General features: G+C 68.0%; 20 protein-coding genes and 2 pseudogenes. 12 read left to right on the forward strand and 10 right to left on the reverse strand.

From position 1 onward, the window contains the following. From MLP_RS01495 to MLP_RS01515, 6 genes and pseudogenes are all read right to left on the reverse strand, one after another. The gene (locus MLP_RS01495; protein ID WP_013861219.1) at nt 1–231 is read right to left on the reverse strand and encodes a CbtB domain-containing protein; all 231 of its coding nucleotides are present in this window, start codon (nt 229–231) and stop codon (nt 1–3) included. Between the two features lie 335 nt (nt 232–566). After that, nucleotides 567–1,298: a uroporphyrinogen-III C-methyltransferase gene (cobA, locus tag MLP_RS01500; RefSeq protein ID WP_231851520.1), complete on the reverse strand. Its 732-nt coding sequence runs from the start codon at nt 1,296–1,298 to the stop codon at nt 567–569. A gap of 60 nt (nt 1,299–1,358) precedes the next feature. Further along, a pseudogene (locus tag MLP_RS29165) lies at nt 1,359–1,646 on the reverse strand (precorrin-2 dehydrogenase/sirohydrochlorin ferrochelatase family protein); the annotation flags it as partial. Continuing rightward, nucleotides 1,643–4,255 (reverse strand): cobyrinate a,c-diamide synthase, encoded by a 2,613-nt coding sequence (locus MLP_RS01505; protein WP_013861221.1) that lies wholly within the window; start codon nt 4,253–4,255, stop codon nt 1,643–1,645. The gene MLP_RS01505 and the pseudogene MLP_RS29165, both read right to left, overlap by 4 nt. 157 nt (nt 4,256–4,412) lie before the next feature. After that, nucleotides 4,413–5,024, reverse strand: a complete 612-nt coding sequence (gene cobO, locus MLP_RS01510) for a cob(I)yrinic acid a,c-diamide adenosyltransferase (protein WP_013861222.1) — start codon at nt 5,022–5,024, stop codon at nt 4,413–4,415. Continuing rightward, nucleotides 5,021–7,003, reverse strand: coding sequence for a VWA domain-containing protein (locus tag MLP_RS01515; RefSeq protein ID WP_156821321.1), 1,983 nt, complete (start codon nt 7,001–7,003; stop codon nt 5,021–5,023). The genes cobO and MLP_RS01515 overlap by 4 nt, the downstream gene beginning before the upstream one ends. Nucleotides 7,004–7,442: 439 nt before the next feature. On the opposite strand from MLP_RS01515, the pseudogene cbiE reads away from it, so the two are divergent. From cbiE to cobM, 4 genes and pseudogenes are all read left to right on the forward strand, one after another. Beyond that, a pseudogene (cbiE, locus tag MLP_RS29625) lies at nt 7,443–7,988 on the forward strand (precorrin-6y C5,15-methyltransferase (decarboxylating) subunit CbiE); the annotation flags it as partial. Between the two features lie 27 nt (nt 7,989–8,015). Next, nucleotides 8,016–8,642, forward strand: coding sequence for a precorrin-6Y C5,15-methyltransferase (decarboxylating) subunit CbiT (cbiT, locus tag MLP_RS29630; RefSeq protein WP_456237783.1), 627 nt, complete (start codon nt 8,016–8,018; stop codon nt 8,640–8,642). Nucleotides 8,643–8,736: 94 nt separating this feature from the next. After that, nucleotides 8,737–9,723 carry a DUF3500 domain-containing protein gene (locus MLP_RS01525; protein ID WP_013861225.1) on the forward strand — a complete coding sequence of 329 codons (987 nt, stop codon included), beginning with the start codon at nt 8,737–8,739 and terminating at the stop codon, nt 9,721–9,723. Nucleotides 9,724–9,862: 139 nt separating this feature from the next. Beyond that, nucleotides 9,863–10,612 (forward strand): precorrin-4 C(11)-methyltransferase, encoded by a 750-nt coding sequence (gene cobM / locus MLP_RS01530; RefSeq protein ID WP_013861226.1) that lies wholly within the window; start codon nt 9,863–9,865, stop codon nt 10,610–10,612. Between the two features lie 200 nt (nt 10,613–10,812). Here cobM and MLP_RS01535 read toward each other — a convergent pair whose 3' ends face one another. The 4 genes from MLP_RS01535 to MLP_RS01550 all read right to left on the reverse strand — a co-directional run bounded on the left by MLP_RS01535 (nt 10,813) and on the right by MLP_RS01550 (nt 14,777). Further along, nucleotides 10,813–11,646 (reverse strand): triose-phosphate isomerase family protein, encoded by an 834-nt coding sequence (locus MLP_RS01535; protein ID WP_013861227.1) that lies wholly within the window; start codon nt 11,644–11,646, stop codon nt 10,813–10,815. A gap of 5 nt (nt 11,647–11,651) precedes the next feature. Then, nucleotides 11,652–12,113, reverse strand: a complete 462-nt coding sequence (locus MLP_RS01540; RefSeq protein WP_013861228.1) for a ribose-5-phosphate isomerase — start codon at nt 12,111–12,113, stop codon at nt 11,652–11,654. Then, the gene (locus MLP_RS01545; RefSeq protein WP_013861229.1) at nt 12,106–13,842 is read right to left on the reverse strand and encodes a dihydroxyacetone kinase family protein; all 1,737 of its coding nucleotides are present in this window, start codon (nt 13,840–13,842) and stop codon (nt 12,106–12,108) included. The genes MLP_RS01540 and MLP_RS01545 overlap by 8 nt, the downstream gene beginning before the upstream one ends. Nucleotides 13,843–13,964: 122 nt before the next feature. Continuing rightward, on the reverse strand, nt 13,965–14,777 hold the full coding sequence (locus tag MLP_RS01550) for a GntR family transcriptional regulator (protein WP_013861230.1): 813 nt from the start codon (nt 14,775–14,777) through the stop codon (nt 13,965–13,967). Between the two features lie 655 nt (nt 14,778–15,432). On the opposite strand from MLP_RS01550, the gene MLP_RS01555 reads away from it, so the two are divergent. The 8 genes from MLP_RS01555 to MLP_RS01590 all read left to right on the forward strand — a co-directional run bounded on the left by MLP_RS01555 (nt 15,433) and on the right by MLP_RS01590 (nt 24,556). Next, complete coding sequence (locus MLP_RS01555) at nt 15,433–16,386, forward strand: 3-hydroxyacyl-CoA dehydrogenase family protein (protein WP_041789602.1); 954 nt, start codon at nt 15,433–15,435, stop codon at nt 16,384–16,386. A 105-nt stretch (nt 16,387–16,491) separates the two neighbouring features. Beyond that, complete coding sequence (locus MLP_RS01560) at nt 16,492–17,433, forward strand: sugar phosphate isomerase/epimerase family protein (RefSeq protein WP_013861232.1); 942 nt, start codon at nt 16,492–16,494, stop codon at nt 17,431–17,433. A gap of 46 nt (nt 17,434–17,479) precedes the next feature. Further along, nucleotides 17,480–18,274, forward strand: coding sequence for an SDR family NAD(P)-dependent oxidoreductase (locus MLP_RS01565; protein ID WP_013861233.1), 795 nt, complete (start codon nt 17,480–17,482; stop codon nt 18,272–18,274). 120 nt (nt 18,275–18,394) lie between these two features. Next, nucleotides 18,395–19,759 carry an MFS transporter gene (locus MLP_RS01570; protein WP_013861234.1) on the forward strand — a complete coding sequence of 455 codons (1,365 nt, stop codon included), beginning with the start codon at nt 18,395–18,397 and terminating at the stop codon, nt 19,757–19,759. Between the two features lie 53 nt (nt 19,760–19,812). Continuing rightward, nucleotides 19,813–20,862: a zinc-dependent alcohol dehydrogenase gene (locus MLP_RS01575; RefSeq protein ID WP_013861235.1), complete on the forward strand. Its 1,050-nt coding sequence runs from the start codon at nt 19,813–19,815 to the stop codon at nt 20,860–20,862. Further along, nucleotides 20,859–22,043, forward strand: coding sequence for an L-rhamnonate dehydratase (gene rhmD, locus MLP_RS01580; RefSeq protein ID WP_013861236.1), 1,185 nt, complete (start codon nt 20,859–20,861; stop codon nt 22,041–22,043). The genes MLP_RS01575 and rhmD overlap by 4 nt, the downstream gene beginning before the upstream one ends. A gap of 35 nt (nt 22,044–22,078) precedes the next feature. Next, entirely contained in the window at nt 22,079–23,563 is a 1,485-nt protein-coding gene (locus MLP_RS01585) for a four-carbon acid sugar kinase family protein (protein ID WP_013861237.1), read from the forward strand. Between the two features lie 84 nt (nt 23,564–23,647). Then, nucleotides 23,648–24,556: an NAD(P)-dependent oxidoreductase gene (locus MLP_RS01590; RefSeq protein ID WP_013861238.1), complete on the forward strand. Its 909-nt coding sequence runs from the start codon at nt 23,648–23,650 to the stop codon at nt 24,554–24,556. The last annotated feature ends 2 nt before the right edge of the window (nt 24,557–24,558 follow it).

Here is a 24,558-nt window from a genome sequence, read left to right on the forward strand (position 1 = left end):
TCAGTGGCAGGGGAAGCCGAGCAGATGCCGGCTGTCGTGGACCCACTCGTGGACCGCGTTGCCTGCGATCAGCGAGGTCGCGCCTTCCTCGGCGGACACGAAATAGAGCCCGACAAGGGCCAGCATCGCGGCGAACAGCAGCCACGGCAGGATCTGCCGTACCGAGATCGTGGGGATGGCAACGGCGACCGGGCTGTTCAGCCGGTCTGCGGCGCTGGCGTGGTGTGACATCTGGTCCTCCTGGGTTGCGGCGACCCGTTGGTCGTGGAACATGCAGAGGACGGGTCTGACTCGGAGCACCAGGCTGCCGCCTCATGCCTCACACAGTGGCGCGACCGCGTCGGGTTCTCACCGACTTCCGATCCCTCTGACCGGCACTCTATCCCTGCCGACGGTGACTAGGCCATACGGATGGCGTCGTCGGGCTGACTCGGACTCCCGCCATTGCTCACGTCGACTGACTCGAGATCACGCCGTCGCAGACTTCGCAGCGGGAGATCGCCTCTGCCAGACGCTGTCGGGTGGCGTGCAGTTCTGCGATCCGGGTGGCCGCGCGGCGAGTCGATTCAGGCCTGAAACCCTGCCACGGCCCCGATCACCGTGACGGCCGGCGGCTTGATCCCGGTCTGCGCGGTGACCTCGGCGATAGTGGCCAACGTGGCTCGCACGCTTCGTTGCGACGGCATCCCGGCGTCGGCGACGGTGGCGGCCGGGGTCGCCGGATCCATGCCCTGTTTGATCAACTCCGAGGTCACCTCCGGCAAGGTGGCCACTCCCATCATGATCACCAACGTGGTGTTGGCGCGGGCCAATGCAGCCCAGTCCAGCGTGCTGTCGGGATGACCGGGGGGCAGGTGCGCCGACACGATGGTCACGCCCTGCGTCAGGCTGCGATGGGTGAGCGGGATACCGGCCAGTGCCGGCGCGGCGATGGCTGAGCTGACGCCGGGGATGACAGTGACCGGTACGCCGGCCTCGGCGCAGGCCAGCAGCTCCTCGCCGCCGCGACCGAAGACGAAGTTGTCGCCGCCTTTGAGTCGTACGACCTTGCGGCCCAGCAAAGCATGCTCGACGAGTAGCTCGTTGATCCGCTCCTGCGGCGTGTACTCCCCACGCGGGATCTTGGCCACGTCGATCACCTGAGCGCCTGCCGGCGCTTCGGCCAGCACCGCGAGGGGTGCCAGCCGGTCGCAGACGATCACGTCGGCGGTACGCACGGCTTCCAGCCCAGCCACCGTGAGCAGACCTGGGTCGCCGGGACCACCACCGACGAGGGTGACGTGACCCTGGCCCGGCATCGGGTCGGTGGGGTGTGTGTTGGCCGGGGTGGTGACAGCTGACGGCGTGAGGCAGAGCTGACCGGCAGCCCGCGCGGCGTCGGTGATGCGCTCGGTCTCGGCCGGATCGTCCGTTGCGGGAACGACGAGGGCGACGCCGAAGAGATCGGTTTCGGTCCACGATCGGGCGTGCCAGGTGAGCAGTTGGCGCTCGGCAAGATCACGGAGAGTGGTGGGCACGGTCCGGGCGATCACGGTGACCGCGGCTCCTGCACCGTACAGATCCATGATCACACCGAGCGCGGTTGGTGATCCGCCGCAGACGACGACCCGGCGACCGGCGACATCCAGTCCGATGTTGAGCCTCACGACTCGTCCCGGATGCTGCGCAGCGTCTTGATCACGGTGTCGGTCGTCTCCTCGTCCCGGACGGCGATCCGGATCCAGTCTGCTCCCAGCCCTGGGAAGGTCTCGCCCCGCCGCACCGCGAAGCCGCGCTCGCGCAGTCTGCCACGCAGTGCCCCGGGGGTGCTGTCGGCTAGCCAACCCGTGGTATCGACCAGCACGAACGGCGTGTGTGCGGGGGCTACCGGTGGCAGGCCGAGGTCGGTCAAGCAGGTGACCAGATGGCTGCGACGGCTGGCGGTCTCGGCCGCCGCCGACTCGGCAATGGCTCGGGCGGCCGGCGACACACAGGCGATCATGGTCTCCGCCGCGGGTGTCGAGACCGACCAGGGTGCCTGCTGGCGAGCCATCGCTCTGATGATCGTCGGGTCCCCGACGGCGTACCCGGCTCGCAGCCCGGCGAGACCCCAGGTCTTGGTGAGGGAGCGCAGCACCAGTACGCCGTCCATCGAGCCGCTGGTGATCATGGTCTCCGGCTCGCCCGGCACAGCGTCCATGAAGGCCTCGTCGATCACGAGCATTCGCCCCGGTCTGATCAGCTGGCGGAGAGCGGTTGTGGGATGCAATATGCCGGTCGGATTCGTAGGGTTTCCAATGATCACCAGGTCCGCGTCGGGTGGCACCAGGGTCGGATCGAGACGGAAGCCGTCGTTGGCTGTCAGGATGACCCGCCGCGGCTCGAAGCCGGCGGCCCGGAGCGCCGCTTCCGGCTCGGTGAACTGCGGATGGACGACGACGGGTGCCTGCCAGGGCCGCGCTCGGGCGAGTAGAGTGAACAGCTCCGCCCCGCCCGCCGACGGGAGCACCCGGTCGGCATCGACCCGATGCGCTTCTGCGATGGCTTGCCGGGCGCGGCTCGGATTGGGATAGGCAGCGAGGTGGCGCACGCTGTTGTGAATCACCTCGGCCAGCCACTCAGGCGGAGCGGGGATCCGTACGTTGACCGCCAGGTCGACCAGCCCCTCGGCCACGTCGGCGTCACCGTGGTGGTCCAGATCGACCTCTTCGGATTCGCCCTCGTGGTGGTGACGTTCTCCCAATTTCCGGCGACCTGTCCCCGTCAGATGTGGACCAGTAACCAGAATTTCGGAGGGACGTCGGGCAGCGTATGCGTGGACGGCAGCGGAGAAGCTGGTGGCCAGGGTGGGGTGGCCGGCCCAGTGGGTGTGTAGGTACGAGGCGTGCAGGGTGGGCGTACCCGATCCGGAGGGGTCGGCGGAGAATCCCACGGGCTGGCCGTCGATCAACCAGGCGGGCAGCTCACCAGCGACAGGTTCGACGGTGGTGCGGTGGAACTCGTGACCGGTTACCCGGCGCCCGGCGACGCCGAGCAGGTGCTCGTGGTCGGCGATGGCAGTGCGATATCCCAGCGTCAGCCGAGGAGTCATCCGAGCATCGGCAGCCAGCGCGCCGACCATCGGTACGCCGTCGACCGACCGGCACAGATAGAGCAGGCCGGCACATTCGGCCACGGTCGGTACGCCGGCTGCGACGGCCGCTCGGACCGCGTCGATCATGGTGGTGTTGCCGGCCAGTTCGGCGGCGTGCACCTCCGGGAACCCGCCGCCGAGATAGAGGCCGGCGGTCCCAGCGGGCAGCTCCGGATCCGTAGCCGGATCGAAGACCACCGGATTCAGCCCAGAGGCTTCCATCAGTTCGGTGGTCTCCGCATATCGGAACGTGAATGCCCTCCCGCCGGCTACGGCGACCACCGGCCGCTCAGCAGGCTCGGTCGGGTCCCCCGCAGAAGTTGATTGGTTTCCGCCCCGACCACCTCCAAAAGGCCGCGATTCACCCCGAATCTGCCTAGTCGGGGCTGATATATCACTTGAGGCCGGATTCCAGGGCTCACCAACCAGCCCAGGCGCCGAGTGGGCGATGGCGAGCACCTGAGTGAGGTCCACATGAGCGGAGATCTGAGCGGCCAGCCGATCCAGGGTCGCCACGGCCTCCGGCAGCTCCGCCGCCGGCACCAGACCGAGGTGCCGGGACGGCGCCTCGATGCCCGCATCCCGAGGAAGCACGCCCAACACCGGGATGCCGGTCGCTTCCAACGACGCCACCACCTCGTCGGAATGGCGTATCGATCCGGACTTGTTGATGATCACCCCCGCGATCGAGGTGTCGGGCTCGAAGGTGTGCAGACCATGTACCCAGGCGGCGGCCGTCCGAGACACCGAAGAGATGTCCAGCACGAGCACCACCGGCGCCCTGACCACTCGCGCGACGTGCGCGGTGGAGGCCCAGCCGTCGCCGCCGATGCGGCCGTCGAACAGGCCCATCACGCCCTCGATCACCGCCACATCCGCCGGTGAGGGCACCAAAGATCCGTGCAGCAGCAGCGGAATCAGGAGCTCCTCCCCACAGAGGAACGGGTCCAGATTCCGGCCCGGCCGCCCGGTGGCCAGGGCGTGATAGCCGGCATCGATGTAGTCCGGGCCGATCTTGAAGCCGGCCGGCTCCAGCCCATCGGCACGCAGCGCGGCCAGCAGCCCGGTCGCCACCGTGGTCTTGCCGTGACCGGATGCCGGCGCCGCGATCACCAGCCGGGGCAGTGCGTGCCTAGTGCTCACCGACGGAAGTCCTTCGGGGCCTTTCGGCCCCGGCGCGGCGCTCGGCGGCGTTCTTCGTGGTCGCGATACAACCGCGGTATCGCTCCCTCGTCGGCCTTGCCGAGCATCCACGCCGAGGCCGCCTTGCCCTCGAACCACTTCCGGCGGCAAGCACCCGCTACCACTCGATCCCTCGCTGACCCTTCTGACCATGGTCGAACGGGTGGACGATCTTGGTCATCTCGGTCACCAGATCGGCGATCTCGATGATCTTGGGGTCGCAGCGACGGCCGGTGATGATCACGTGCTGATGCCCGGGACGCTCGGTCAGCGTCGCGACGACGTCGTCGACATCGATCCACCCCCAGTTGATCGGATAGGTGAACTCGTCCAGCACATAGAGGGTGTGGGTCTGCTGGGCCAGCCGGCGTTTGATCTCTGCCCAGCCTTCGGCAGCTGCCGCCTGATGATCTTCCTCGGAGCCGGTCTTGCGGGACCAGGACCAGCCGGAGCCCATCTTGTGCCACTCGATCGGCCCACCCTTGCCGGTGGTGTCGTGTACGTCGGCGAGGGCCTCCAGCGCAGACTGCTCGCCGATCCGCCACTTGGCCGACTTCACGAACTGGAAGACGCCGATCGGCCAGCCCTGGTTCCAGCCGCGCAGCGCCAGCCCGAAGGCTGCCGTGGACTTTCCCTTCCCGTCGCCGGTGTGCACGATGACCAATGGCCGGTTGCGGCGCTGCCGCGTGGTCAGGCCGTCGTCGGGAGTCTCGGTGACCTGGCCCTTCATGCTGCCCTCCGGGTGCTCGCCACGACGGCCAGCGCCTCGGCGCTGACGTCGGCCAGCTTGAGATACTCCGCTTGAAGCTCGGTAGCCAGACCCAATGCGAGTCCCAGGCTCATCCGACCGGACTCGCAGTCGACCACGACGGCGTCGACCCCGAGCGAGCGGACGTACGCCGCCGCCTGTCGAGACCTCGCCAGTGCGTCCACCCCAGCGGTGGCTCGACCATCAGTGATCAGCACCAACAGCGGGCGGCGCCGTGGATCGCGAACCCGCTCCCAGCGCAGGGTTTCCGCCGCGCACAGCAGCCCTTCGGCCAACGGGGTACGCCCACCGCTCGGCAGCTCGCTCAGTCGCCGTGCGGCGACCTCCACCGAGGACGTGGGCGGCAGCGCGAGCGTGGCTTCGAAGCCGCGGAAAGTCACCAGACCGACCTTGTCGCGGCGTTGATAGGCGTCCAGCAGCAGCGACAGCACCGCGGTCTTGACCTCGGCCATCCGCTTCCGGGCGGCCATCGAACCGGAGGCGTCGACGCAGAACAACACCAGGTTGGACTCGCGCCCCTCGGTGACGGCGGTCCGCAGATCAGTACGGTCGAAGCGCAGCCGACCCCCGACGATGCGACCCCGGCGCTGCTGCTCGGTTGCCGCAGCCCGGACCGTCGCCGGAAAGTGCAGTCGCGCCCCAGCGGTCGGAGCTGAGCCGACCGTCCGGCCGACGCTGGTCAACGCCCGGCTCCGGCGGCCGGCTTCCCCTGAGCCGGTGCCGCGAGCGGTCAGCAGCCGAGCCCGATAGGGCTGGCCTGGCTCGGACACGCTCACCGGCACGGGCTGTCCCCGCTCGCTCGGGGCATCCTGCTCCGATTGCCGAGGCGGTTCGGGCGGAGAGTCTGCCGGGTCGCTTCGGTCTGTCTGGTCGTTCGGTGTGGTGTCGGGGCCGTTCGGCGGCGGATCGTCATTGTCATCGGGCGCCTGAGGTTCCGGGTCAGGATTCGGTGGTTCGGGGTCGGGATCCGGCTCGATGTCATCGTCGCCCAACAGCTGGTCCAGCAAGTCCTCATCCAGTCCCGGCGCATCGAACGGATTCCGCCGACGGCGGTGGGGGAGGGCAAGTCGAGCGGCGGCCCGGATGTCGGCCCGGGTGACTTCGCTCCGGTCATGCCAAGCGGCATGCGCCACGGCGGCGCGGGCGGTGACGATGTCGGCCCGCATACCGTCCACCTCGAACCCGGCGCAGACACCGGCGATCTTGTCCAGCGCCCAGTCGGACAGCCGCACCTCGCCGATCCGCTGCTGGGCCGCAGCCAGACGGTCCCGCAGTTCCGCCTCCTGGTCGGCGAACCTGGCGACGAAGGAGGTCGGATCGGCGTCATAGGCGAGTCGGCGGCGCACCACCTCCGAACGGAGTGCGGGCTCGCGCGGGGCGGCCACCTCGACGGTCAACCCGAAGCGATCCAGCAGCTGCGGGCGGAGCTCACCCTCCTCGGGGTTCATGGTCCCGACCAGCACGAGTCGGGCAGCGTGGGCGACGGAGACGCCGTCGCGCTCGACCGTCGAGCGTCCCATCGCCGCCGCATCCAACAGCAGGTCGACCAGGTGGTCGTGCAGCAGGTTCACCTCGTCGACATAGAGGATCCCGCGGTGGGCGGCGGCCAGCAGCCCGGGCTCGTACGACACCTGTCCGGAGCCGAGTGCCTGTTGCAGATCCAGTGAGCCGATCACCCGGTCCTCGGTAGCACCCACCGGCAGCTCCACCAGCCGCGCCGGCCGGCGGACCGCGATGATGTCGGTGTGCGGACCGTCTGGGCAGGCCGGATCGGGATCGGCCGGATCGCAGGCGAACCGGCACCCCTGCACGACCAGTTGGTCGGGTTGCACCGCGGCGAGGGCGCGGACCATCGTGGACTTCGCCGTACCTTTCTCGCCACGCACCAGCACTCCGCCGACCTCCGGCGAGATCGAGGTCAGCACCAGGGCGAGGGCCATGTCGTCGGAGCCGACGACGGCAGAGAACGGATAGGTACGCACGATTGGTGAGGGCCTCCTCGCGGGTGTCCACGCCCGCTGTCGTTGAGTCGCCGCTGGTCGGGCGGCGGGCGGCAGGGACGCTCTGGCTGACCGCGTCTGCCGTTCGGCTGGCTCATCGAGGTGAGGAGCAGCCGTGCAAATGCGGCTTCACAGTGGCGGGACCGCTCCAGATCTGCCCTGGATTCCTCACCTGTCGCCGTCGTCGATCATTCCACACCTGCTCGCATAGGGTCAGGGTCGTGCTCACTGGTTGCGCTGCGCGCTCTGCGGTCGCTGGGTTTTGTCGATCTCGGGGTCTGCACCAGGATCGTGAAGGGTTTGGTGCGACCTCGCACCAAACCCTTCACACTGTTCGCCGTGCCGAAGGGCTCCGCCCGTGACAGGTCGGTTGGACGTCGTGGGGATACCGGCCGGAGGGTGGTCCGAGCTGGGGGAGTCGGCGCGGCGGCTGATCGCTGGCGCGGAGGTGCTGATCGGCGGACGACGTCATCTCGCCCTAGTGGCGAATCGGGCTCCTGGGGCTGAGCGACTGACTTGGCCGAGTCCGCTGAAGCCCGGACTGCCGGCGCTGCTGGAACGGGTAGAGGATCGGCGGGCCGTTGTGCTGGCCACCGGCGATCCGCTGGTCTCTGGGATCGGATCCACCCTGATCGAGCTGCTCGGTGCCGAGATGGTGCGCATTCATCCAGCAGTGTCCTCGATAGCGCTCGCGCGGGCCAGGATGGGCTGGTCCAGCGAGACCGTCAGCGTGGTCTCTGTCGTGGGTCGCGATCTCGATCTCGTCCGACGCCACATCGGCCCGGGTCAGCGCCTCATCGTGTTGTCTGCTGGCACTCAGACGCCGGCCGAGTTGGCGGCACTGCTCGTGGACACTGGATATGACCAGAGCCGGCTGACCGTGCTGGGTGACTTGGGCTCAGCTGCGGAGAGCCGGAGAGAGGCGCTCGCGTCCGAGGCTGGTTTTGGCGGTATGCCCGCGCTCAACGTCGTTGCCATCGAGTGCGTTGCCGACCCGGAGACCTGCGTCCTGGGTGTCGGCCCGGGTCTGCCTGATGACGCTTTCGACCACGACGGCCAGCTCACCAAGCGTGACCTGAGAGCTTCCGCGCTCGCCCGGCTGACGCCGGTCCCCGGCGAGCAGTTGTGGGATCTGGGGGCGGGAGCCGGTTCGATTGCCATCGAGTGGGCGCGGACGGACCCGTGCTGTCGGGCCGTCGCAGTAGAGCGAACGCCCGAGCGCGCGGCCCGGATCGCTGCCAACGCGGCCAAGCTCGGGGTGCCAGGGGTGCAGGTGATCACGGCTGATATCGGGGCAAGTCTCGCCGATCTGCCGGAACCGAACGCAGTCTTCGTCGGTGGTGGAGCGAGTGTCGAACTGCTCGACCGCTGCTGGGAACGTCTGTCCACAAATGGTCGGCTGGTCGCGCATGCCGTGACCATCGAAACCGAGCAGACCCTGGTCCGGGCCTGGCAGGCGTACGGCGGCGAGCTGGTCCGGATCGGGATCGAGCGGATGGAGCCGCTGGGTGGTCTCCACGGGTGGCAGCCGGCCCGACCTGTGGTGCAGTGGTCAGCGACGAAGAGGATCGGCCGATAGCTGTACCGAATCGTCGTGATCCTCGCTCCCTCACCATCGAACTCAGCCAGTCTTCGACCTGGGTCCGTCGGAGCCACGGGACTAGGTTGGCCCCATGGCTGAACTCACGATGCCAGAGCTCGCCTCGGCCATGGGGGCAGCTGTTCGCAAGCTGGTTGATCAATTGGACGCCGAGCAACGCCGTCGCGGGGTCTTCCCGTTCGATGGCGATCTGCACAAGCGATGGACCTATCTTCCCGGTGAACGACCCGGACTACGACTGGGAGACCTGAGCGATGTGCAGTTGGATGTGGCGCTGGATCTGCTGGAACTGGCGCACAGCGTGCGTGGCTGGTCCGACACGCAGTTGGTGATCCGGATCGAAGCCGCAAGGCGAGAGCTGGCGCTCCAGCAGGCCGACCGGTCAGACATCGATCCGTACCGGGACCTGCCGTACTGGCTGGTGGTACTGGGTGATCCGCGGAGCACCGAGCCCTGGGCCTGGCGGATCAACGGCCACCACCTGCTGGCGCAGGCCACGATCGTGGGAGACCAGGTCGGCGGCGTGCCGCACTTCTTCGGCGCGGAGCCGGCCACCGTGCTGGCCGGCCCGCACACTGGCCTGCGAGCGCTGCCGCGCGAGGGAGACCTGGCTCGGGAGCTGATGCTCACCCTGCAGGAAGATCAGCGGAGCCTGGCGCAGATCGCGACTACCGCACCCGCAGACATCGCCTCGCGTTGGGATCCGGTGGTTTCCCTGCCGGAGCGGCCGCGCGGGATTTCGTACGGGCACTTGGACCGCGGGCAGCGCGAGCTGTTCGAGGCGCTGCTGCGGCAATACGTCGACCGGGCGAGCCCCGCCATCGCCAACCAAGCCTGGGTCGACATCACCGACGCCGGACTCCAGCAGGTGTGCTTCGGGTGGGCCGGACCCGTCGAACCAGGCGCCGGCCACTACTACGCGCTCAGCGGTCCGAGCCTGCTCATCGAGTACGACAACACCTTGGACCAGGCCAACCACATCCACTCCGTCTGGCGCGATCTGCGCCGTGACTTCGGCGGCGATCTGCTGGCACAGCACTACGCCGAGGTACCGCACTGATCGACGGCCGCGGCAGGTGCGCCAGGTGCGGGGTGCGAGGTCAGAACAGGGTCCGGAAGCCTTGCTTGCTTGATGGCGGGGCTCAGCCAGCCAACTAGCATGTCGTATCCATCCGCACCCCACCCGAGAGGCTCTACCCGTGACCGTGCACTTCATTGGTGCCGGTCCTGGGGCTGCGGACCTGCTGACCGTGCGGGCGACGAGGCTGATCGCCAGTTCGCCGGTATGCGTCTATGCCGGCACCTACCTGGACGCCGAGGTGCTGTCGTACTGTCCGCAGGATGCGCAGTTGATCGACTCGTCGAAGCTGTCGCTGGATGAGATCACCGAGCACTTGGTCTCGGCGCATCACGCCGGACAAGACGTCGCGCGGCTGTGCTCTGGTGATCCGTCCATCTATTCAGCGCTGGCCGAGCAAGCCCGGCGGCTGGATCGGGTAGGCGTGCCCTGGGACGTGACTCCGGGAGTGCCTGCGTACGCGGCGGCTGCCGCAGTCATCGGTCGCGAACTGACCGTGCCTGAGATCGCCCAGAGCGTGATCTTGACTCGGACCCAGGCGGCCTCGACCGCGATGCCGGTGACCGAAGAACTGGAGCAGTTGGCCGCCTCACGCGCCACGCTCGTGCTTCACCTGGCGATCCGGCGGACTCGTGAACTGGCTGCCCGCCTGGTCCCCTTCTATGGTGACGACTGCCCGGTGGCCGTGGTCTCGCGTGCCAGCCAACCCGAGGAACTCGTACTCCGTGGCACCCTGGCCGATATCGGCGGTCAGGTGGAGGCGGCGGGGTTGCGGATGGCCGCGGTGATCATCATCGGGCCTGCCCTGGCTGCCGAGGGTTTTGCGGACTCACATCTTTACGGAACCCGGATCACCCAACGCAAGGCCTGACGCCGACCTCGCGGCCAGCCGCGGACTTCTGCGGGGATCAGATCGGGCCCTGAATTCGACTGCGCACCAGCTGGGTCTGCTTCGCATGGGGTGTACCTGGTGCGCGGCAGCAGCAAATGGTGCGAAGTGGGAATGGGTGAGGTTGCTACTCCACGGGCGGCCCGGCGGAGCCCAGCAGAAGTCGGTGAACCAGGGCGGGGTCAGGCCGAGGTCGCCGAGCCCAGGGTGAGTACGTCGTCGAGGATGCCCTTGATCGCTTGCGGATTGTGGGCGAAGCGGCCCAGGAACAGGCCGTCCACGTGCTCGCCGACCTCGCGCAGCAGACCAGGTCCGGCACTGCCGCCGTAGATCACATCCCCGGAGTAGTCCAGATCGGCAGCCAAGGCCGCCCGCAACGGCCCGCAGACTCCGACGATGTGCTCCACCCCGGCTGGCTCCGAGGCTCCGATCGCCCAGACCGGCTCGTACGCGATCACCACCGGACCCTGATGACCAGCCGAACGGGCCGGCGCCAAGGCAGATTCGAGCTGAGCCTGGCAGACCTCGACTGCCGCCTCTGGGTCCACCCGCTCGGTCTCGCCGATGCAGAGCACCGGAGTCAGCCCGTGTCGCAGGATCGCTGCAGTCTTCGCTGCAATCACCTCGTCGTCCTCGCCGAACAGCCGGCGCCGCTCGGCATGGCCGACCTCGACCAATCGAGCGCCTACTTCTGCCAACTGCGCGGCACTGACCTCACCGGTGTACGGACCGTCGTCGGCCCAGCAGGCATCCTGCGCTCCGACCGACCAGAATCGGGCTTCTGAGCCACCTGAGCCAGCCGCCCGAACCGGCTCCAGCATCGAAGCCACCTCGGCGACCGACAGGAACCCCGGCAACACGAACAGTTCAGCTCGTCCTTCGACGACCGCCGGATGCATCCGGCTCAGCTCGGCCACCTGGCGGCACCATTCCAGGGTCCGGGCATGGCTGAAGTACATCTTCGTGCTCATCCCGATCAGGTAGCGCCGTCGAGCACCCTCCTCCCGATAGGCCATGGAGGTCAACTCTCCTCGTACGCGCAGATCTCCTCGACCTTGGGACCCGAGGACGAGGCCGGGTCGAAGGTGTAGCCGATCCATTCCCGCGCCAACCGCCGGGCCAGCTCACGGCCGATCACTCGCTGCCCCATGCAGAGCACTTGGCAGTTGTTGCTGAGGATCGAACGCTCGACCGAGAACGAGTCGTGCGCGGTGACCGCGCGGATGCCCTTGACCTTGTTCGCCGCGATCGCCACCCCGAGGCCGGTGCCGCAGAACAGGATCGACCGGTCGGCCTCGCCGTCGGCGACCAGGGTCGCTGCGCTGATCGCCACCGACGGATAGTTGGTGTCGCCGTCGCAATCCACGCCGACGTCGACCACCGAGGCCACTCGAGGGTCGCTCAGCAGATCCTGCTTGATCTGCTCCTTGTACTCATAGCCGGCGCTGTCGGAGCCGACCACCAGCCGGAGGCCGTCACTCATCTGTGTTCCTTTCGCTCAACACCCGGCCCACGGCCTGGGCGGTCATGGCCAGCGACAACGCGCCGGCGTCCGGGGTACCGATGCTCTTCTCGGCATGGGTACGGGCGCGGCCCATCGACGGGACCAGATCGGCGGTCGCATCCGCGCCTTCGCGGGCGGCAACAGCAGCCACCGGCCACGCCACGGCCAGTCGGTCACCGGCCCGGACCCGCTCGGCCAGGGTTACCGCGAAGGGGACCAGTGCGTCGACCATGGTCGCATCACCGACCTTCGCCTTGCCGAAGTCCTGGATCGCCTGCGCCGCGCCGGTGACGCCCGCGGACACCTGCTCCGCGGTGGCGGCGCACTCGTCGGAGAGCTGATCGGCGACGCTGCGCAAGGCCAACCCCCAGAGCACGCCCGAGGTGCCGCCGGCGCGAGCGCTCCACGCCTCGGCGGCTTGCAGGAGGACGGTACGCGCTCCGGCACCGGCTTCCTGCGCGGCCTCGGCGGCTTGTGCCGCCGCCCGGGCACCGCGTTGCATGCCGATCCCATGATCGCCGTCGCCGGCCACGGCATCGATCCGACCCAGTTCCTCGACGTTCTCGTCGATGACGGCACGGATGGCCTGCAGCGCATCACCAACCACGACGGCCGTCACCTGCGATGCGGGAGCGCCGGCCGGGATCGCCTCCGCTTCACCGACCGCCGCTACGACGACGTCCTTCACCACCTCGAGATCTCCAGCGGCCACAGCACCCCGCCGGAAGCCGACCGTGTCCACCGGATCGGCCCACAACTCGGCCAACTCGTCGTCCAGCCAGAACAGGGTGAGCGACAGCCCGGCCATGTCGAAGCTGGTGCAGAACTCACCGATCTCGGGTGACACCGCCTCGATGCCCGCGTCGGCGAGCAGCCGGGCGACCCGGCGATAGACGACGTACAGCTCCTCCGATTTCACGGCGCCGAGTCCGTTGACGAAGGGCACCACTCGGGCTCCGTCGGTCGGCACCGGCGCCTCGGCCAGCAAGCGGCCGACCAGCAGCTCCGCCAGGCCGTCCGCGGTCGGCAACGGGACCTCCTCGATCCCCGGCTCACCGTGGATGCCGAGCCCGATGGCCATCCGCCCCGCAGGCACGGTGAACAGGGGAGCGCTGGCGCCGGGCAGGGTGCAGCCCGAATAGGCGACGCCGAGTGTGAACACCCGGTCCGCCGCGCGCTGCGCCAGTTCGACGATCCGCGGCAGGTCGTAGCCACGCTCGGCGGCGGCGCCGGCGATCTTGAACACCGGCAGGTCACCGGCGATGCCGCGGCGACGCTCGGCCTCGGTCGGCGGGGCACTGGCGATGTCGTCGCGGACCAGGACAGTCTGCACGTCGATGCCCTCGGCGCGCAGCCGCTCCTGGGCCTGGTCGAAGTTCAGCACGTCACCGGCGTACTGCCCGTAGGACAGCACCGCCCCACGTCCACGCTCGACTGCCTTGACGACGTCGTAGACCTGCTGCGCGGACGGCGAAGCGAAGACGTTGCCCATCGCCGCGCCGTGCGCCAGCCCGGGCCCGACCAATCCGCCGAACGCAGGGAAGTGGCCGGAGCCGCCACCGATCACCACCGCCACCTGCGGCTTGGCCGACCGAGTGCTGCGGATGACCCCACCGGGTGCCCTGGCCACCCAGCGACGACTCGCCTCGACGAATCCATCGACCATCTCGTCGGTGAATTCGGTCGGATCGTTGCATACCCAGGCCATGCAGTCCTCCTCGACGCGGTCCTGCTCAGACGCGGTTCTTGCCCAGCTGCGGTTCTTCTTCAGACGTGGTTCTTGCCCACGCTTTCCTGATGATCGATCGACACCAGGAAAGATCCTATAGTTCAGCCGCTGACCACTCCCGATCGGTCCCTGACGGCTTTGGCGCTGCTCTTCGTCGCCTTCGATCGGTCCTTGGCGATCAGTCGACTGTCCGCGATCGATCGCTCGCGGACGGCTTCCAGGTGGTCCCGCATCGCCTGCTTGACCAGTCTTGCCGGGGCGCCGGAGATGATCGCCTCGACGATCCGGGCATGCTCGGCCGAGGCGTCCTCACAGTCGGTCAAGCCGACCCCGACCGTCTGGCGGAGCCGGTGCACGTGGGCGCCCAGCGACTCGGCCATCTGCACGATGAAGGGGTTGTCGGCATGTCGCATGATCGTCAGGTGGAAGCCCCAGTCGGCATCGAAATAGCGCCGGTAGCCTGCCAACCGGGCATCGCCGACCATCGCCTCCGCAGGCAACGCTGCCAGCTCATCGATCACCTGCCGATGCAGCTCGTGGGCCTGCTGCAGCGTCGGCGCCAAGGACGTGCGCCGATCCAATGCGTGCTCGAGCGCGCCGAGTTCGATCACTGCCCGGGCGTCGACCAGTTGGCCGATCTGCTGCGGACTGAACGGTGGCGCGACGCGGTATCCCCGCAACGCAGTCCTGGTGACCAGCCCGGTGTGCTCCAGATGCACCAGAGCTTCTCGGATCGGGGTGGGCGAGACACCGAGTTCGCGGGACAGACCATCGATGCTGAGCGTGTCGTCCGGCTGGAATGTGCCGTCCAGGAGCATATTCAGCACCAGGTCATACACGCTGTCCCGCAGTGCTCGTCGCTCCAGTCGCGGCGGATCCAGTTGGAGTGGTCCGCTGGACGTGCTGACGGTCATTCGAACAGTCTAGGAGTGCGAGCGCCCGGGACCGCCGGTCGGTGTGCTGAGGAGGAGTGAGGAGAGGCGCTTTTCCTCTCCGAGCGACGACGAAGTAGCCGGGCTGGAAGGGCGGTCCAGCGAGCACGACCATTCGACAGGAGTGCGAGCGCCCGGGACCGCCGGTCGGTGTGCTGAGGAGAAGTGAGGAGAGGCGCTTTTCCTCTCCGAACGACGACGAAGTAGCCGGGCTGGAAGGGCGGTCCAGCGAGCACGACCATTCGACAGGAGTGCGAGCGCCCGGGACCGCCGGTCGGTGTGCTGAGGAGAAGTGAGGAGAGGCGCTTTTCCTCTCCGAACGACGACGAAGTAGCCGGGCTGGAAGGGCGGTCCAGCGAGCACGACCATTCGACAGGAGTGCGAGCGCCCGGGACCGCCGGTCGGTGTGCTGAGGAGGAGTGAGGAGAGGCGCTTTTCCTCTCCGAACGACGACGAAGTAGCCGGGCTGGAAGGGCGGTCCAGCGAGCACGACCATTCCAAGCTGGGGTATTGATGCTATGCGATCGATCCTATAGGGTCCTGCCAACGGAACTCCCGTTCGTGCGCCAACAGGGTCGCGGTGGTGGCCGTTTGGCGTATGTCAGCTGAGATCTGCCGAGCGAAAGGTCAGCACGAAGTGTCTGGCTCGATCGACCGGGTCGCCGTGATCGGCGCCGGATACATGGGTGGAGGGATCGCCCAGGTGCTCGCCCTGGCGGGCTTCGAGGTCGTCATCGCCGACCTCGATCGGGAGCGAACCGAGGCTCATCTTCGACGACTGCACACCGAGGCGGAGGAGTTCGAGGAGGCCGGTCTGTTCGAGCCCGGGTCTGCGGACCTGGTCCGGGCCAATCTGAGCGCGGCCGCGACGCTGGCTGAAGCCGTCGCGGGTGCCGACCTGATCGAGGAGGCGGTGCTGGAGCGTCCCGAGGTCAAGGGTCCGGTGCTGGCCAGCATCGAGCAGGCGGCCCGGCCGGACGCGGTGATCGGCACGAACACCTCGACGATCCCGATCGGAGATCTGGCGGGGTCGCTGACTCACCGCGAACGGTTCCTGGGTATCCACTTCTCGAACCCGGCACCGTTCATCCCTGGCGTGGAACTGATCGCCCACAGCTCGACAGACGAAGCGGCGGTGCAGACAGCCGAACTGCTGGTGGCCCGCACCGGCAAGCTGTCGGCGAGGGTCAACGACTCTGCTGGGTTCGTGCTCAACCGGCTTCAGTATGTGCTGCTGCGCGAGGCGATCAGCCTCGTCGAGGAGGGCGTTGCCACCCCGGAGGACGTGGACACGATCGTCCGGACGACCTTCGGCTATCGACTGCCGTTCTTCGGGCCGTTCGCGATCGCCGACATGGCCGGGCTGGACGTGTACGTCGACGGCTTCCGCACCTTGCAGAGTCACTACGGCGAGCGCCTGTCGGCGCCGGCGATGCTGACCGAGTTGGTGGCCGACGGCCGGTTCGGGGTCAAGCAAGGCGGCGGCTTCGTGACCCCGGCGGGCGACACCGCGCCGCTGGTCGCCTATCGCAACCTCGCGTACGAGCGGCTCGGCGGCCTGCTTCGGGAGCTGGGCCCCGCGCCCGGCTAGAGCACCAGTCCGAAATGGTGTCGGACCCGACTGATACGCTCCGCGCGCCATCTCAGCTAAGTCTCAGCAACACCGTCTCAGCAACCGAGAGGAACCCATCGTCCGATGTCGACCACTGCCCCTTACACCGCTGAGACCTGGCCGATCGCGGCCGCCATGCTGCCTTTCGGCAGCACCGACTCGCATGGCGGACCGATCCACGACGCCGCACCGGAGGAGTGGGTCAAACACCTGCGTCTGGTCCGGCGCCTCGGCTTCACCGAGGTCGACCCGACCGACACCTGGGTGCGAGTGGGTGATCTCGACGAGGCTCGGATGGCCGACTTCAAGGCCGTGCTGGACGATGTCGGCCTGACCATCCCGGCGATCTCCACCTCGCGGCGCAGCGTGATGGACGCCGACCGCGGCGCGGAATATCTGGCGTACAGCCACCGGCTGCTGGACAAGGCCGCCGAGCTCGGTGTGCCGTTGGTCAGCTTCGGCTTCTTCCAGGACCTCACGCCCGCGCAGCAGCAGGCGCTGTGGTTCTGGTTGGTGGACGGCTGGCACGACGACGAGTCGACCGAGGCCCGGGCGCGGGCGGCGTCGTTGATCCGCGAGTTGGCCGAGCACGCCCAGAGCAATGGACAGCAGATCACCTTGGAGATGTACGAGGACACCTATGTCGGCAGCGCCGACGGCGCGGTGCAGTTCCTCAAGGAGGTCGATCACGAGGCCTGCGGCCTCAACCCCGACATCGGAAACTTCGTCCGCCTGCACCGCCCACTGGAGCCGGTGGCGGAGATGTTCGAGAAGCTGCTGCCGTACACGAACTACTGGCACGTGAAGAACTACCTGCGCGACGAGGACCCGGCGACCGGCCAGGTGATGACCTTCCCGGTGCCGATGGACTTCGGACTGATCAACTACCGGGCGGCGATCTCGCGGGCGCTCGAGCTGGGTTTCCGCGGCGCGTTCCTCTGCGAGCACTACGGCAGCGACGGGATCACCGTCATCGGCAAGAACCATGCCTACATCCGCGACGTCTTGTCGTCCCTGATCGACTGAATCACCTCGACCACATCTGTTACCGACCGATCACCAGGAGCCACCGATGACCTCTGAGTCCACTGCAACCGCAACCGGGTTGCTGCCTGAGCAACGCACTGCCGTGGTCACCGGCGCCGGCGGGCCCGCCGGCATCGGCCGGGTCACCGCCCGGGTCCTGCTCGAAGCAGGGTGGGCCGTGGCCTTGATCGACATCAACGCCGAGGGCCTGGCGGCGGTCGAAGCCGAACTGCGCGAGGCCGGGCACTCAGCTGTGTTGTCGATTCCGACCAACATCGCCGACGAGGCGTCGGTCGCTGCGGCGTACGAGCAGATCGACGCGAACCTGCCGCCGGTCGTCGGCCTGGTCAACCTCGCCGGCATCGCCTGCCCGGTCGCCCTGCACGAGTGCGACGTCGCCCAGTTCGAGCGGGTGATGGCGGTCAACGTGACCGGCTCCTTCCTGATGATCAAGGCGGCGGCCGCCCGGATGATCCCGCAGGGAATCGGCCGGATCGTCAACACCTCCTCGATCACCGCCTTCGACGGTGGTGGCACGTTCTCCAAGGGCGTGTACGCCACTGCCAAGGCTGCGGTGATCGGGATGTGTCATGGTGCGGCACGCGAACTCGGCCCGTACGGCATCAGCACCAACGTGATCGCGCCCGGCCCGATCGACACCGAGATCATGGGCGGGAAACTGAGCGACGAGCGGAAGGCCTCGATGTCGGCCGGCATTCCGCTCGGTCGCGTCGGCCAGCCGGTCGAGATCGCCGCCACCGTCGCCTTCTTGCTCAGCCAGGACGGCGGCTACGTCAATGGCGCCACCTTGCAGGTCGACGGCGGCAAGTACATGCACTGAGAAACCCAAGTCCCCGCGTTCCCCATTTCTACCCGCCACCCGCCCGCGTTTCTTCTACCCGCCACCCGCCCGCGTTTCTTCTACCCCCCCACCCGCCCCTAAGGATCAAAGGAGACAACGATGTCTGACACAACGATGACGGCCGAACGCCGCCATCACCTCTCCGAGGAAGCCACCAAGAAGGTCTTCAAACGGCTGATCCCGTTCCTGCTGCTGATGTACGTGATCGCGTTCCTCGATCGCAGCAACGTGGCATTCGCCCAGCAGGAGTTCGAGATCGACTTCGGCATCAGCGCGGCCTCGTACGCGTTCGGCGCCGGTCTGTTCTTCGTCGGCTACGCCGTGTTCGAAGTGCCCAGCAACCTGATGCTGCACCGGGTCGGGGCGCGTTGGTGGCTGGCCCGGATCATGGTCAGCTGGGGCATCGTCGCGGCCTGTTTCATGTTCATTCAGGGACCGACCAGCTTCTACATCCTGCGCTTCCTGCTCGGTGTCACGGAGGCCGGCTTCTTCCCCGGCGTGATCTTGTACCTGACCTACTGGGTCCCCGCCAGGCACCTGAGCCGGGCACGCGGCTACTTCTACGCCGGCATCGCCATCGCCGGCATTCTCGGCAACCCGCTGTCCGGCGCGCTGCTGGAGATGCACGGCATCGCCAACCTGCGCGGCATCCAGTGGATGTTCTTGATCGAGGGTCTGCTCGCGGTCGCGGTCGGCATCTGGTCGTTCTTCTACCTGACCGACAAGCCGCGGGACGCGAAGAAGTGGATGCCCGCCGACGAGCGGGAGGCACTGGCTCAGACCATCGAGGCCGAAGAGCAAGCCAAGTCCGAGGGGCATGCTCCTGGCAGCGTGATGAAGGCCCTGGTCAACTGGCGAGTCTGGTACTTCTCGGCCATCTACTTCTGCATCCAGATCGCGGTCTACGGTGTGACCTTCTTCCTGCCGACTCAGGTGGTGGCCATCACCGGACAGAAGCTCGGTTTCCAGGCATCCCTGGTGACCGCGATCCCGTGGGTGTTCGGTCTGCTCGCCGTGGCCTACTTCCCAGGTCTGGCCGACCGGACCCGCAAGCATCGGCTGATCGGCTGCTGCTTGATGCTCGCTACCGCGACCGGCATCATCGCGTCCGGGGTCTTCCAGGCCAACCCGGTGCTGGCGATCGGCGGTCTTTCGCTCGCGGTGATGGGCTTCGTCTCGATGCAGCCGATCTACTGGACGCTGCCGACCGAGTATCTGACCGGGTACGCCGCCGCGGCGGGCATCGGTCTGATCAACTCGATCGGCAACCTGGGCGGCTTCCTGGCTCCGAATATGCGCGATTACTTCAAGGAGACCATTGGTGGCAACGCCGGCCTGTACTCCCTGGCCGTCGGGGCGTTGATGGCCTGTCTGCTCTTCGGCATCACCGCGTTCTTCAAGAAGGCGAACGAGATCGAGGCCGGCCACCTGGACGCGGTCGACGCGAAGATCATCCCGCACTGACGATGAGGAGCTGAAAGTCCCGAGATGAAGGCATCAGAGATGAAGGTCAGTGGATGAAGGCGCTGGTGCTGCACGGGGACTACGACATCCGGGTCGAGGATCGGCCGGTGCCGAGTCCGGGACCGTCGGATGTGGTGGTGGCGGTGATCGCGACCGGCATCTGCGGGTCGGACTTCCACGGCTACTCCGGCGAGAACGGCAGGCGCCATCCTGGCCAGATCATGGGCCACGAGACCGTCGGCCGGATCCAGTCGGTCGGGTCGGCGGTCACCGGGCTGGATGCCGGTCAGCTGGTGACCATCAACCCGATGATGGTCTGCGGCAGTTGTGACGTCTGTCTGGCCGGGCGCGGGCAGTGGTGCGGTCGCCGGGTGGTGCTCGGTGTCACGCCGGAGCCGCCGGCCGCATTCGCCGACCTGGTGGCCGTCCCGGCCACCAACATCGTCGTGTTGCCGGAGAGCATGCCGGCCGAACTGGGTGCCCTGGTGGAACCGATGGCGGTCGGTTACCACGCCGTCCGCCGGGGCGGCATCGCCGCCGATGACCGCGTGCTGGTCATCGGTGGCGGGCCGATCGGCCAGGCCTGTCTGATGGCGGCCCGGCGAGAGGGGGTGACCGCGGTGGCGGTCTCCGACATCTCGCCGAGCCGTCGGGCGTTGTGTGCGCGGCTCGGGGCGAACGTGATCGATCCGATCGAGAGCGATCTCGCCACGGCTACGGCGGAGGCACTGGGCGGGCCGGCCACCCTGGTCGTGGACGCCGTCGGGATCAGCCGGACCCTGGAGGACGCCTTCGCTGCCTCCGGACTGGGCGCCCGGATCGTGTTGGTCGGGATGGGTGCGCCGCGGGTCGAACTGCCGGCGTATGCAGTGAGCACCGAGGAGCGCACGCTGGTCGGCTCGTTCACTTACACCGCCGAGGAGTTCGCCGCGACGGCGGCCTGGGTCGGCACCGTGCCGGAGGGCATCGAGGCCCTGATCGACGGTCGGGTCGGCTGGGATGGGGCTCCGAAGAGCTTCGACGATCTTGCCCGGGGCCGCACCTCGGCCAGCAAGATCCTGGTCTTTCCGCAGGGTCCGCCGGCCACCGAGGCCGGCTCATGACCGAGCGACGGATCGCCCAGGTCCGCGCCTACACCGTGGGTGCAGGCGGCGGGGCGGACTATCACGACCAGCAGGGTTACCACTGGATCGACGATCACATCGCGACCCCGATGTCGCGCTATCCCGGGTATGAGCAGAGCCGGCGCAGCTTCGGGCTGAACGTGCTGGGCACCCTGGTGGTCCAGATCGAGGCCGACGATGGGACGGTCGGCTTCGGGGTCACCACCGCCGGCGAGCCGGGGGCGTGGATCGTCGAGCGCCACCTGGCACGCTTTCTCGAGGGCGCGCCCGTCACCGCGATCGAGAAGATCTGGGACCAGATGTTCCGGTCCACCCTGTTCTACGGCCGCAAGGGCCTGGTGCTGAACGTGATCAGTGCGGTCGACCTGGCCTTGTACGACCTGCTGGGCCGGCTCCGCCAAGAGCCGGTATACGCCTTGCTCGGTGGCGCGGTCCGCGACGAGTTGACCTTCTATGCCACCGGTGCCCGTCCCGACCTGGCACAGCAGCTGGGGTTCATCGGCGGCAAGATGCCGTTGCATCACGGACCGCACGAGGGAGAGGCCGGGCTCCGCGCGAACGTGGCCGAGCTGGCCGCCATGCGGGAGAAGGTCGGCGACGACTTCTGGCTGATGTGGGACTGCTGGATGTCCCTGGAACGGGAGTACGCGGTCCGGCTGGCCGGCGCCGCGAACGCGTACGGCCTGAAATGGCTGGAGGAGCCGCTGATCCCCGACGACTACTGGGGTTATCGGGACCTGCGCCGTCAGCTGCCACCCGGGATGTTGTTGACCACCGGCGAGCATGAGTCGACCCGGTACGGCTTCCGGATGCTGCTCGAGATGGGCTGCGCCGACATCCTGCAGCCCGATGTTGGTTGGTGCGGCGGAATCACGGAGCTGATTCGGATCTCCGCGCTCGCCGATGCGTACGGTGCCCTGGTCGTGCCGCACGGGTCGAGCGTGTACTCGTACCACTTCGTGATCACCCGGACGAACAGCCCGTTCTCGGAGTTCTTGATGATGGCGCCGGAAGCCGACGAGGTGGTGCCGATGTTCCAGCCGCTGCTGCTCGGCGAGCCGGTCCCGGTGGACGGCCGGCTGCGGCTTCCTGATACACCTGGTTTCGGTGTCGAGCTCAACCCCGAGGTGCCGCTCGTCCGGGCCGTGGCTCGCTCCTGACTTTCCTCAGTTCCCCTTCCTGGAAAGGTTTCTCTGTGACCGACGACCGTACGCCCACCGTCGAGCCGGTGGCGCTGGAGCAACTGCTCGCCGAGTTGCCGCCGGAGCTCGAGGTGGGCACGAATCTCGAGGCCATCCTGGGTGGCCGGCGGCTGGTGGCGCTCGACGATGACCCGACCGGGACGCAGAGCATCGCCGATCTGCCGGTGCTGACCAGCTGGACGGTGGACGACTGCCGCTGGGCGCTGCGACAGCCGACGGCCGGCTTCTTCGTGCTCACCAACACCCGCAGCCTGGCCGAGGCGGACGCGGCCGAGCGAAACCGGGAGATCGTCGCGGCCCTGGACGAGGCATCTCGGTTGGAAGCGGTGCCCTACGTGCTGCTCAGCCGGAGCGACTCCACCCTGCGCGGCTACTACCCGCTGGAGACAGACGTGCTCGCCGAGGAGCTGAGCGCACGGGGGACCGGCACCGACGGGGTGGTGATCTCGCCGGCCTACATCGAGCCGGGTCGGATCACGATCAACAGCGTGCACTGGTCCAAGATCGCTGCAGGCATGATCCCGGTGGCGCAGAGCGAGTTCGCCAAGGACGCCAGCTTCGGCTACTCCAGCTCGGATCTGCGGGACTGGGTCGAGGAGAAGACCGGCGGCCGGATCAGCCGTGACGACGTCGCCGCGATCACCATCGCCGATATCCGAGAAGGCGGACCGGACCGGGTGCAGGAGATCCTGTCCGGGTTGCATGACGGGCAGCCGGTGGTGGTCGACACGACCTGCGACGCCGATCTGCATGTCGTGGTGCTCGCGCTGCTGCGGGCCGAGGACGCCGGCCAGCGGTTCATCTATCGCACCGGGCCGTCGTTCGTCCGAGCCCGCACCGGCCAGGTCGCAACGCCGCCGATCGATGCCGAGCGGCTGCGGGCGATCATCGCCGCCCAGCCACGCGATCCGGAGGATCGACGCCCCAGTTCCTCGCGTGGTCTGATCGCGATCGGGTCGCACGTCGGCCTGACCACCCGGCAGCTCGACCGACTCCGTGGCACCGGGAAGATCATCGAGCTGGAGCTGGACGTGCCGACCTTGCTGAATCCCGAGGCACGCGACGCGCACGTCAGCGCGGTGGCACTCGAAGCTGCCCGGCTGCTGCAGTCCGACGATTCGGATGCCGACATCGTGGTGCGGACCAGCCGGACCCTGATCAAAGGCACTGACGCCGACGACAGTCTGGTGATCGCCCGCAGTGTGAGCAGCGCCCTGGTCGGTACGGTGCGCGAGATCGTGAGCCAGGTCCGGCCGGCGTTCGTGGTGGCCAAGGGCGGCATCACCTCCTCCGACACGGCCACCGAGGGTCTGTCGATCCGGCGTGCCTGGACCCGCGGGACGATGCTGCCCGGCATCGTCTCGTTGTGGGAGCCGGTCTCCGGGCCGGCCCAGGGCATCCCGTACATCGTCTTTGCCGGCAATGTCGGTGATGACGAGGCGCTGGCCACCGTCGTAGCAACGCTGCGCTCGGTCTGAGTCGTAGCAACGCTGCGCTCGGTCTGAGCTACTCATCGCGAACCCTGCACGTACATCCGGACGTACCCGAGGAGAGTCCTGCACATGTCAGCTGAATCGAAGACTCATATTGCCGTCATCGGCCTGGGGGCCATGGGCCTGCCGATGGCGACCCATCTCGCCACCGCGTTCACGGTGACCGGTTTCGATCCGTTCGAGCCGCGGAGGGAGTTGGCCGAGCAGGGCGGCGTCACGGCCTCGGAGACCCCAAGCGCGGCGAGCCGGGACGCGGACATCGCCTTGCTGGCGGTACGTGATCAGGCTCAGGCCGAAGCGGCGCTGTTCGGTCCCGACGGGGTGCTGGAGTCAATCCGGCCCGGCGCCGCGGTGATTCTCACTTCGACGATCGGACCGGATGGGGCGCGAGCACTGGCGGATCGGCTGGCGGAGGCCGGCCACCCGATGGTGGACGCGCCGATCAGCGGTGGCCCCCTGCGGGCCGGCACCGGTGATCTGCTGATTGTGGTCGGCGCAAGTGAGGAAGCGTTGGCGGCTACCCAGTCGGTGCTGGACCACCTCTCCTCGACGCTGACCATCGTCGGCTCTCGCGCCGGGGACGGACAGGCGCTGAAGACGATCAATCAGCTGCTGGCCGGGATCCACATCGTCGCCACCGCGGAAGCGGTGGCCTTGGCCCGTGGGCTGGGCCTGGATCCGGCGGTGGTGATCGATGCGCTGTCCCAGGGCGCGGCCGGTTCCTTCATGCTCACCGACCGTGGTCCGCGGATGTTGCAGGCCTATACGGGCGGAGCGGAGGTCAGATCGCGGATCGACATCTTCACCAAGGACATGGGCATCGTCACCTCCGTCGGCAAGGGCGCCCGCGTACCGCTGCCGCTCTCCGCCGCCGCGCAGCAGCTGTTCATGATCGCCGAGGCCGCCGGATTGGGCGCCGCCGACGACTCCAGCGTGGTCACGGTCCTGTCACCCAATCAGGCGGCGGCCGACTCCTGACC

Source organism: Microlunatus phosphovorus NM-1 (genome assembly GCF_000270245.1).
Classification (GTDB): Bacteria; Actinomycetota; Actinomycetes; order Propionibacteriales; family Propionibacteriaceae; genus Microlunatus; species Microlunatus phosphovorus.